Annotated in this window: 8 protein-coding genes; 3 read left to right on the forward strand and 5 right to left on the reverse strand. The window is 47.3% G+C overall.

Annotated features, from left to right (window positions below; translation table 11 throughout):
* Positions 1-69 precede the first annotated feature (69 nt).
* The 3 genes from IE181_RS11575 to prfB all read left to right on the forward strand — a co-directional run bounded on the left by IE181_RS11575 (position 70) and on the right by prfB (position 5,008).
* On the forward strand, positions 70-1,218 hold the full coding sequence (locus tag IE181_RS11575; protein ID WP_191253119.1) for an N-acetylmuramoyl-L-alanine amidase: 1,149 nt from the start codon (positions 70-72) through the stop codon (positions 1,216-1,218).
* A gap of 85 nt (positions 1,219-1,303) precedes the next feature.
* A complete protein-coding gene (locus IE181_RS11580; RefSeq protein WP_191253121.1) occupies positions 1,304-3,841 on the forward strand; it encodes a penicillin-binding protein 1A in 2,538 nt (845 codons plus the stop codon).
* A 38-nt stretch (positions 3,842-3,879) separates the two neighbouring features.
* A protein-coding gene (gene prfB / locus IE181_RS11585) for a peptide chain release factor 2 (protein WP_191253123.1) occupies positions 3,880-5,008 on the forward strand; the annotation gives its coding sequence in 2 pieces (ribosomal slippage) (positions 3,880-3,948 and positions 3,950-5,008; 1,128 coding nt in all).
* A gap of 71 nt (positions 5,009-5,079) precedes the next feature.
* Here prfB and IE181_RS11590 read toward each other — a convergent pair.
* The 5 genes from IE181_RS11590 to IE181_RS11610 form a co-directional block, all read right to left on the reverse strand.
* On the reverse strand, positions 5,080-5,520 hold the full coding sequence (locus IE181_RS11590) for a bactofilin family protein (RefSeq protein WP_191253125.1): 441 nt from the start codon (positions 5,518-5,520) through the stop codon (positions 5,080-5,082).
* Positions 5,501-6,790 carry a M23 family metallopeptidase gene (locus IE181_RS11595; protein ID WP_191253127.1) on the reverse strand — a complete coding sequence of 430 codons (1,290 nt, stop codon included), beginning with the start codon at positions 6,788-6,790 and terminating at the stop codon, positions 5,501-5,503. The genes IE181_RS11590 and IE181_RS11595 overlap by 20 nt, the downstream gene beginning before the upstream one ends.
* Positions 6,791-6,951: 161 nt before the next feature.
* Entirely contained in the window at positions 6,952-7,776 is an 825-nt protein-coding gene (locus IE181_RS11600; protein WP_191253129.1) for a ferritin-like domain-containing protein, read from the reverse strand.
* A 14-nt stretch (positions 7,777-7,790) separates the two neighbouring features.
* Entirely contained in the window at positions 7,791-8,255 is a 465-nt protein-coding gene (locus tag IE181_RS11605; protein ID WP_191253131.1) for a peroxiredoxin, read from the reverse strand.
* A gap of 9 nt (positions 8,256-8,264) precedes the next feature.
* On the reverse strand, positions 8,265-11,198 hold the full coding sequence (locus tag IE181_RS11610) for a bifunctional [glutamine synthetase] adenylyltransferase/[glutamine synthetase]-adenylyl-L-tyrosine phosphorylase (RefSeq protein WP_191253132.1): 2,934 nt from the start codon (positions 11,196-11,198) through the stop codon (positions 8,265-8,267).
* Between the last annotated feature and the right edge of the window lie 121 nt (positions 11,199-11,319).

Below are 11,319 nucleotides of genomic sequence, written 5' to 3' on the forward strand. Positions count from 1 at the left end.
TTCAGTTTCTTTTGCGTACTGCTCTTATCCTCCATATCGACTAGTGCGTCCGATATTACGGGATTACGGATGGGTGTTCAGGATAATGGCACTCGATTTGTTATTGATCTAAGTGAAACTACCGACCCAAGAGTGTTTTTACTGGAAAACCCTCAGCGTATTGTCATTGATCTGCCTAATGCGAAATGGAATGCTAGAGGCGGTGTTAAAGCGATGGGTGACATTCGGTCCTACCGACACGGCCAATTTACATCTAATATCTACCGTATTGTACTGGATTTGAAACGTCCCGTCATAGTCAGTGACTTGTTTCATTTGCCCGCCAAAGGGCAGTTTGGACCACGCCTTGTTATTGATTTGGAACAGACATCAACAAGCCGTTTTGCCCAGGCAGTCGCTGACACGAAACAGGCACCTCTACGGGCCAGTAATGCCAAACAATTTGCAAAGGCTACGCCGTCTGCCAGCCAACCTAAATCAACACAACCAGCACAACAATCACAGCGCGCCCAAATCCAGCAGTCTGCTAAGCACGTTATTGTGCTTGACCCAGGTCATGGCGGCAAAGACCCTGGCACCATTGGTGTTCTGGGTGTGAATGAAGAAGTAATTGTTCTGAACATGGCGCGGGAGATCAAACGCGAACTGGAAGCGACCGGACGGTATAAAGTGCATCTGACTAGGGACAGAGACATTTATATTCCGCACAGGCAGCGTTATGAAATGGCCCAAAGACTAGAAGCTGACCTCTTTGTGAGCATCCACGCTGATGCGATTGAAAACAAAGACGTGCGTGGTGGGACTGTCTACACGCTAAATGACAAGGCTTCCGATGATGAAGCACGCCGCCTTGCTGCACGTGAGAATAAATCAGACCTGATAGCCGGTGTTGTAATGGCTGAATATGATAATGAGGTTCAAAACATACTCGTGGAGTTAGCACAGCGTGAAACACTGAACCTGTCTGCTCAACTCGCAGAATTTCTTGTCCCGGAAATGCGGCGCGACATTAAAATGCACAAACGTGCGCACCGGTATGCAAGCCTGATGGTTCTCAAGTCACCAACTGTACCTTCTATCCTGGTCGAAACCGGATATTTATCAAACAAAACAGATGCCAAACTTTTGAACACAAAATCTTACCAACGAAAAGTAGGGCAGGCGATGGTAAGAGCGTTTGATAAGTATTTTGGTCAGATGCGCGCCATGGGCAGATAAGCAGATATACTATCAATCAGCCAAAACATTGTCACAATTGCCGAATATATGATACCTAGACTTACCTAAGTATCAGGGATTTAGAATGTCTGACAACGTCAACAAAAACGACGATAAAAACCCAAAGCAGAAAACTACAGTGTCAGAAAAAACAAAAAAGCATTGGTTCAAACGCTTATTCAAAGTCGGACTTATACTGTCTGCTGTCGGTTTAATAGCCGTGACAGGCGTCATTCTGTGGGCGCTTGTCTACTATGGTCGTGATCTTCCTGATTATCGTCAGCTGGCCAGCTATGAACCATCCGTCATGACACGGGTGCATGCCGGTGACGGTAGCCTTCTAAAAGAATATTCAACAGAGCGAAGAATTTTCGTTCCCTACAGCGCTTTTCCAGACAAGCTTATTCATGCTGTCATCTCAGCAGAAGATAAAAACTTCTTCGAACATAGCGGTCTTGATTACCTCGGCATGGTTCGTGGGAACATCCGTAACGTCGGCAATATGCTGACGGGTCGCCCGCTGCAAGGTGGGTCAACCATTACGCAGCAGGTTGCACGAAACTTCCTGCTAACACTGGATCAGCGCCTTGACCGTAAGATTAAAGAGATAATACTTAGCCTCCGCATTGAGCGTACTTTTTCCAAAGAACAGATCATGGAATTGTACCTTAATGAAATCAATTTTGGTCTGGCCTACGGCGTAGCAGCTGCCTCCCTGAAGTATTTTGACAAACCTTTGTCAGAGCTGACATATGCGGAAGCCGCATACCTGGCAGCCGTCCCCAAGGCACCCAACAATTACCATCCTGTTCGCCATAAGGCTCGTGCTACCGCCCGCAGAAACTGGGTTTTGTCACGCATGCATATCCTTGGATACATCTCAGATTCTGACTATCAGACTGCTATTAATGAAGAATTGGTAATGCGGGAGAGAAATAGTGAAGACCGTTTCACCGCAGACTATTTTTCTGAGGAAGTACGGCGCCGCGTGCTGAAAATATATGGTGAGAAAACTCTTTACCAAGGCGGCTTGTCTGTAAGAACTACCCTTGAACCGCGTTTGCAGGAAATTGCAGAAAAACGTCTTCAAGAAGGCTTGATAGCCTATGACCGCCGCCACGGATGGCGTGGCCCCCTAAGCCGCATGCAAATTGATGATGCGTGGCAAGATACATTGAAGTCCAAGAACATAGGACTTGGTGTTGAAAATTGGCGTAAGGCAGTGGTTCATGAAGTGCGCGAACAGGTCGCCGTTATCGGCTTCACTGACGGCACATACGGTGTGATTCCTTTGGAGGAAGTTAAATGGGCCCGTGCGTGGCAGCCGCGTGAAAGACTAGGCCCCAAGATCACAGATATCGCGTCTGTTCTTAATTTGGGTGACATCATTGCCGTTAAGGCCATACAGAATGAGCCACAGATACAGCTTGATAACATCATGACACAGAAAGGGCTGATCTCAGCCAGTCTTCCAGTTTACAGCCTGCAACAAATTCCTGACGTTAATGGTGCGCTGGTCGCACTTGATCCGCATACTGGTCGTGTTTTGGCCATGTCAGGCGGGTTTTCCTATGCGTCCAGCCAATATAACCGCGCAACACAAGCACAGCGTCAGCCGGGTAGTGCCTTTAAACCCTTTGTGTATGTTGCGGCACTGGACAAAGGCTTCACACCTGCCAGCCTCGTTCTGGATGCTCCCTTTGTTATTGACCAGGGCGAGGGGCAAGCCAAATGGAAACCTAAAAACAGCTCGAACAAGTTTTACGGCCCGAGCACACTCAGACTAGGTATTGAGAAATCCCGGAACCTGATGACGGTTCGACTTGCCCAGAATCTGGGCATGAACACGTTGATGTCCTATGCAAAGCGTTTCGGCCTTGAAGACAATATGGAGCCAACACTTGCTGCGTCGTTAGGAGCAGGCGAGGTCACACTCCTCGACCTGACAGCCGCATACGGCATGCTTGTGAATGGCGGCAAAGAAATTCAGCCCGCCCTTATAGACCGTATTCAGGACCGCCGAGGTAAAACAATATATCGCCACGACGATAGAGTTTGTGTGTCCTGCCAGAGGAGCTGGCAAATATCCTCGCAGGAACCAGAAATCCCTGATGACAGAGAACAGGTTGTTGATCCGCATACAGCTTATCAGATGGTATCTATGCTTGAAGGAGTCGTCCAGAACGGCACAGGTCGCAAAATTCGTGCAGTCGGTAAACCCCTTGCTGGCAAGACAGGCACAACAAATGATTCTACCGATGCCTGGTTTGTTGGTTTTTCTGCTGACTTGGCCGTCGGAGTTTATGTTGGTTTCGATCGCCCCAGATCCCTTGGGACATATGAAGAAGGGTCCAGTGTCGCCGTTCCGGTCTTTCGGGATTTCATGAAAGACGCACTCGCCGGTCAACCCGGCATTCCATTCCGGGCACCAAACGGTATTCGTATGGTATGGATCAACGCTGAAAATGGCCAGCCAGCACAAACAAATGATAAATCCGTGATACTTGAAGCCTTTAAACCTGGAACAGAACCACGGTTCGGACAGCTCGCAGTACTTGACGGCGTCGATTCTTTGGGTAAAAGCAAAAGCTCCGTCCGTAAAGGAACTGGCGGAATTTATTAGTCAGGGTGATCACCCACATACTTTTGAAAGGAATATCTATGCGTGCCGAAGCTCAGGCAGCCGTAGACAAACTCAAGCAGTCTTTATCGCTGCTGAGGAGGCATCTTTGACTGGGACCGTGCTACCCTTCGTTTAGAGGAGCTAAATGCGCTGAGTGAAGACCCTACACTATGGGACAACCCTCAGGCTGCACAGAAGCTCATGCGCGAGCGTACAAAACTTGATCAGTCAATTTCCGCAGTACTGGAGATTGAGGAAGACTTGCGTGACACTGTTGAAATTATCGAGCTTGCTGAGCTTGATGACGACACAGAGATGGAAGCTGATGCCCTTGAAAGCCTTCATGCGCTTGCATCAAAAGCAAAAGACGCTGAAATGCAGGCACTGCTTTCTGGTGAAGCTGACGGTAACGATACCTACATCGAAATTCACTCTGGCGCTGGCGGGACCGAATCCCAGGACTGGGCAAGCATGCTACTGCGAATGTATGCACGGTGGGCTGAAAGCAGAGGCTTTAAGGTAGACACTGTACAATATATGCCAGGTGAAGAAGCAGGCATTAAATCTGCGACCATCATTATTAAGGGTGAAGACGCCTACGGATGGGCTAAAACCGAGTCTGGTGTTCATAGGCTGGTTCGCATCTCTCCGTACGATTCTAACGCACGACGGCATACAAGTTTTGCTTCAGTATGGGTTTATCCTGTGATTGATGACTCAATTGAGATTGAAATTAATGACAGTGACCTGAAAGTAGATACATACCGTGCCAGTGGGGCAGGTGGTCAGCACGTCAACACAACTGATAGTGCGGTCAGGATTACCCACGTCCCTACCGGTGTGGTTGTCCAGTGTCAGAACGAACGATCCCAGCATAAAAACCGTGCGGCTGCCATGTCGATGCTAAAAGCACGTCTGTATGAAGAAGAATTGCGCCGTCGTGAAGAAGAAGCAAATATGGTCAATGCCTCAAAAAGTGAGATTGGATGGGGCCACCAAATCAGATCTTATGTGCTGCAACCATATCAAATGGTGAAAGATCTAAGAACTGGTGAGGAATCTTCACAGCCCAACTCAGTTCTTGATGGAGCTCTGGACCCCTTTATGAGGGCTGCACTAGCTGCAAGAGTACACGGCTCTGATACTGTGGTTGAAGATATTGATTAACGGGTATGATGCACAGTTATCAAAAGAAAAAGGGGGCGCATGCCCCCTTATCTATTTGATGATCAGATTATTTATTCTGCCGCGTCAGCTTTCGGCTTCAGGAATGACGGGGCAGCTAACTCATCAGCTGATTTAGGGGCGGGTGCCGCTGACAAATCACTTGAATGAGCAAAACGACCATTTAATTTTGCCCCGGATTCAACGGATAGGTTCTCATGGTATACATCACCGTCTACAGTTGCTGTACTTTCAAGACGAACAGATTTGGAGCGTATTTCACCTTGCACATGCCCTCTGATGGTAACACTTTCTGCTGAAATCAAGCCTTTAACTTTGCCCGTTTCGCCCATCACCAAGCCACCACACGATAAATCGCCGCTGATAGCGCCATCAAGCTGCAACTCACCTGACGTTTTGACATTACCGGTGATTTCAACGTCTGCACCAATGATTGACGGCGTATGGCTGGGCGCTAGGCCGCTGCCAGGGTTACTAAGTGTTCTCTTTTTCATCTTCAATCCCTTGAATCTTCCTGATAGTTTCAGCGGCTTTCAAAACTGGCGTAGGATCAATTACCTTGCCATCAAACCAGACCTCATAGTGTAGGTGGGAGCTAGTAGCTCTACCGCTTTTCCCCATATCACCGATATGCTGGCCCGCTTCCATTTCCTGTCCGCGCTTGACTACTACCTTGCGCATATGGCCATATCGTGTCCTAAAACCATTTCCGTGATCAATTTCCACCATGTTGCCGTAAGGGCCCCATGCACCAGCCTTCACAACCTTGCCAGCCTGAGCTGCCAGAATTTTCGTGCCGGGCCACCCAGCCATATCCAGACCAGAGTGCCGGGCCCAGGTTTTCTTAAATGGGTCTTTACGGCGGCCAAAACGACTGGAAACATAATATTTCTCAGCAGGGACGACCACAGGAAAACTATAAAGAGCCGTCAGTAATTTATCGAGGTTATGACTTTCCTCTATAAGGCTTTGAAATGCTAAATGATCATTATCACGAAAAATAGGTGTAGGGTCACTTTCCGGGATATAGGGGCCACCAACAGCTGCGTCGTCTGTTCCCACACGTGCGATCAATAAATCTGATGAAATCTTTGCAGGTAGTAATAAGTCATCAAGATGTTTCCGGTCCAGGGTAACCTGACGAACCAACTGTTCTGCAAGCAGTTCTTGATCTAAGGCCAGTTTCTCAAGCTTTTCCAACAAAATACGGCGGCGATCTTGTGTTGAGGCCATTTCATCACCTACGTCCTCATCAGAGGCAACGGCTGGGTGACTGCCAAATACTTCCTGCAGAAAAGCTATCGGACGGGATACATCATCTTTGGTATCTGACTTCGAAGGTCCAGAATCTTCATCAGTCTCCTGTTCCACCTTTTCGGAGGGAGCGGCCTCCTCTGAAAGGGACGCTGGCTGTAACAGTGTCGGTGTTCTGACCAACATGTCTTCTAGAATTTTTTGTCGGGTTTCCAGTTCAGCAGCCCGAAACTCAACCTCTTTTTCCAGTGTAGAGAAGTCAGTAGACAGGCTTTCATACTGCGCTGAAATATTCTTAATCGTACGTTGTTTTTCTTCTAAAACAAGGTCACGCGTCAGATATGCGACGCTTGTAATCGAAGCCCAAACCATAAAGATAACAAGCACAGAAGCCGACGCCATCTGAAAATTTGGACTGAACGTAAGGAATCGCACGCGCCCTTCGCTACGAAGAAATAGCTGACGTACAGGGAAATATTTATCACGAAAAGCCGCAAGCCTTGCTGACATATTTTTATTCGTATTCAATTAGTTACCTAATTTTATTAATCTATTATACATGACTAGGATAAGTTCCCCAAAACTATGATCAACCAGCCACACCCCACAGGATTGATGCATTGCACAGATTTTGAACCCTAAGGTCAAGTCTTTAGTTGCCAGAAGCAACTTTAGTTGGATATCCGCAACATCTCTACCAAGGGTTCATAGAAGCTTGGCGGCATGCCGGCTTCATCTCTTGCTGGTTTATTAAAAGGGGGTTTCAATGATCCAGCAAAGTAAGACCTGACTAATTGATGAAAATATTGTTCTTCATCCATTTGTTTTTGACCACAGAGATATTTGAACCATCTGCTACCAGCTTCGACGTGACTTTTTTCTTCTTCGTAAATAACGCCAAGAACTTCCGCCGCTTTATGATCGCCAAATCGTTCAAAGCGTTTTATCATATCAGGTGTAACATCCAGACCCCTTGCTTCCAGTACCATCGGAACTATCGCAAGTCGTGCATCAAGGTCGTGACTGGTTTGTATAGCAGATTCCCACAGACCGTCATGCGCAGGCAAGTCACCATATGATATGCCATGATGTGACAAGCAATCTTCAAGCATCATGAAGTGCCGGGCCTCATCATCCCCAACCAGCAGCCAATCGTCAGTGAAGGCTTTTGGCATGCTACCTCCGAACCGCAGAACTATATCAAATGCAAGATCTATTGCGTTTAATTCTATGTGCGCGACTGCGTGTAACAATGCTTGTTTATTTGCCAGATTCCCACCTTTGCGGCGTTTTGGCATTGCGCCGGGCGCCATTAAAACGGGCCGGGCAGGGCGTGCAGGTCTTTTAGGAGCAGGCACATGGTAGACTGGCTGTAGTGCACCTTCCATCCAAAGACTTTTTACCTGCCTTGCTTTCGATGCTTTCTCCATGGGTGAAGGTTCTGACAGGACAGCAAGACAGGCTTGATCTAATGCTTGGTATATTTCAGTGCTCATTTGCTTTAAGTCTCCTACAGAGACTTAACTGCTTCTAATACTTCCTCAACATGTCCCTTGACTTTGACTTTACGCCAAATCTTTCGAACTGTTCCAGTTTCATCAATCAGAAATGTTGATCTATCAATACCCATGTATTCGCGGCCATAAAGTTTCTTCAAAACCCAGGAACCATAGGCGTCGATCGTCGTACCTTCCTCGTCAGATGCCAGACGCACTTTAAGGTCATTCTTTGCAATGAAATTATCGTGACGTTTAACACTATCTTTGGACATGCCTACCACAACAGCACCGGCTTCCTCAAAGTCCGAAAGTGCTTCTGTAAAGCCAATAGCTTCTGTCGTACACCCAGGCGTGCTATCTTTGGGGTAGAAAAACAGTACAAGTTTTTTGCCCTTATAATCCTCCAGACTGATATCCGTACCGCCATCACCGGGAAGCGTAAAATCTGGTGCAGGCTGTCCAACCTCTAAAGTCATTGAATACTCCTAATTATTTTGATCACTAATCATGCGGGCAGGGGCCGCAATCAATGTTTCATACAAAGTATATATTTCGTTCTGTGTTTCAACCAGCTTGGCAAGCATTTGTTCAAAACTATCCTGTTCAGCTGCCTTGGCAAGAACAGTCTGCAAAGCATCCGCAATGTCTGCTTTACCGTCGTAATATTGTGGCTCCTTATCCCCTAAACATAGCCGCAACACAGACTGAATATTCTGCATAAAGGTATGAGCCTCTTTTAAAAGCGTTGCTCTGTCCTCCGATAAATAGTTGGAACTACTGAGCGCGTTGATCGCTTTATCCAACTCTGGCGCAAACAAGCCTGACGTTTCGGATCCGTTGTTCAAAAGAAGAAACTGAATGATAAATTCTATGTCAACCAAACCACCTCGACAGTGCTTGATGTTAAATGGGTTGCTATCTCCAAATTGAGAAAATAGTTTTTCCCGCATATCAGCAACTGCCACGACAAGCTTATCATCCTCACGCGGGGCGCACAAAACATGTTGAATTGCTTTTTCAAGACTGGGCTGTAATTTTTCTGGCGCCAATATAATCCGGGCACGGGTAAGCGCCATATGCTCCCACGTCCACGCAGATTGCTCGTAATAGTTCTCAAAAGTTTCCAATGTCACAACAAGGGGCCCCTGTGACCCGGATGGACGCAGTCGTGTATCTACTTCATACAGGCGGCCTTCTGTCGTCAATGCTGTAATGGCCGTAATGATATTCTGACCAAGACGAGAAAAATACTGACTGGGCATCAGCGGCTTGTCCCCGTCAGACACCGATGACATGTCTTCTGTATGATACAGAAATACAATATCCAGATCAGAGGTATGTGTCAGTTCCCGACCACCGTATTTACCAAGTGCCAGTATAGCTATTCCACCATCAGGGAAACGGCCGTGACGCCGTGCGAATTCCTTTTCAACATGGGGAACAAGCGTCTGCAAAACAGTATCCGCAACTCTTGTCATGGCTTCCCCTGTCTCCCGCACATTTGCAAGTGCTTCCAGCAAATGCACCCCCGAGCGGAACTTGTAATCAGCTGCAAATCTTCGCACGATATCCAGAACATCCTGATAGTCACTAGCTGCTCTTAGAAGATGATTTAATTCCTTCATTAAGACTTCATACGATTCAATAGGCTCAAAAAAGGACGGTTCCAGCACATTGTCCCACAGCGCCGTATTTTTGCTAAGCGTCTCTGCAAGCGCAGGTGCTAACGCCATTATGCGGGACATTAGTCCAAAAAGACCGGGATTAGCACGAAGCATAGAGAAAAGCTGAACTCCTGCAGGTAGTTTGGATACAAAACCATCAAATCTTGCACAGGCCGCGTGTGGATCAGGTGCAGTAGAAAAAGCCTCAATCAAACCAGGCAGGCACTGAAAAAATAGCCGACGTGCTCGCTCCGTCTTTAACGCCCGGTAACGTCCACGCAACATATTTTCAAGTGAAGAGAAGGCAGCATCTGGATTAGGAAAACCAGCATCTTCCAGCAATTGGAGTATTTGGTCATCATTCAAAATGCCAGAGTCCTGCTCGGACTGCTCAGGCAGCAGACCATCATAAATTGATTGAACACGGGAGCAAACAGACATTAATTCATCACTAAAGGCCTGTGTAGAGCTATAGCCGCAGAAGCTGGCCAGATTTTCCTGTGCTCGCTCATCAACGGGTATAGTGTGTGTTTGTTTGTCCTCCACCATCTGAATGCGGTGTTCGATAGCTCTTAAATATTTATATGCGTTCGTGAGAAACATAAACGCTTCTTGAGTAATAAGCCCCAGATCAGCCAAGACAGAGAGAGCCTCCAACGTGCCCCTGATACGCAGTTCGGGATGCCGCCCGGCATAAAGCAACTGGTTGACCTGCGCGAAGAACTCAATTTCCCTGATACCCCCCTGTCCGAGTTTGACATCAAATCCAGAAAAATGAACTTCCTGTTGATCATAGTGACGATTGATCTGGTTTTTGATGGCAGCAATGTCGCTTAGCCCCGCAAAGTCCATATTTTTACGCCAGACCCAGGGGCGCATAAGCTCCAGAAAAGCCTCACCTGCGGAAACATCTCCCGCTACGGCGCGCGCTTTGATCATGGCAGATCTCTCCCAGTTTGCGGCCAGAGAATGATAATAATGTTCTGCTGCATAGATTGAAATAGCGACAGGTGTTGCTCCAGGATCAGGCCGTAACCGCAGATCAGTACGGAAAACATAGCCGTGCATTGTACGTTGATCCAGTATTTGAACCAGTTCCTGCGTTAGCTTAACGTAACATTCGGGCAAAGACTTGCGGCCAGTATAAGTGGCGACATCAGGGTCAAAAAAGATAATCAGGTCAATGTCAGACGAATAATTTAATTCGAAGGCCCCTAATTTGCCCATGCCCAGAATTATCAGACCACTGTTCCTGGTTAAAGCTGGTGAAACACCCTCAATATCCCCGGCGGGCCATGCAAGTTCTCCCTTTAGCATTCTCGCGTGAAGTAGATGCGCCACAGAAATGTTAATACATGCATCTGCAAATTCACTTAATGCTCTTGTAACTTTCTCAACTGTCCACTGCGAAGTAATATCAGCATAGGCACAGACCAGCGATATGCGCGCTTTCATCTGACGCAGAAAGATCATCAAATCTTCTTTACGCTCGCCCTCTGGCCTTGTGCCCCGGAGGTCAGCCATGACAGTCTGCAAGACATGGTCTGGCCCATGATCTGCAATTGCCGCAAGCACTTCGATATTGCGCGGCAGCAATTCCAGTAGAAACGGACTGTGAGCTGCGATAGCGCGCCAATCTTTGGAAAACTCAGTATCTGGGGCAAATTTTGTATGACCTTTAGCCAATTCTGCCCAAATTTCGTCTGCTTTTTCGCTATACTGATAGGTAATTGATATAGTGTCAGGGTCAGACATAATTAACTCGTGATGAAAATGTTCTTGCCTTGACCCATTAGTAACTGCTTGATAGCACGGTGCAACCGATAAAATGGTATCCGGTAAGGTCCATAGGGCTGACGAGGTATAATAAGTGAAA

Source organism: Kordiimonas sediminis (assembly GCF_014656395.1).
In the GTDB taxonomy this organism is placed as follows: Bacteria; Pseudomonadota; Alphaproteobacteria; order Sphingomonadales; family Kordiimonadaceae; genus Kordiimonas_A; species Kordiimonas_A sediminis.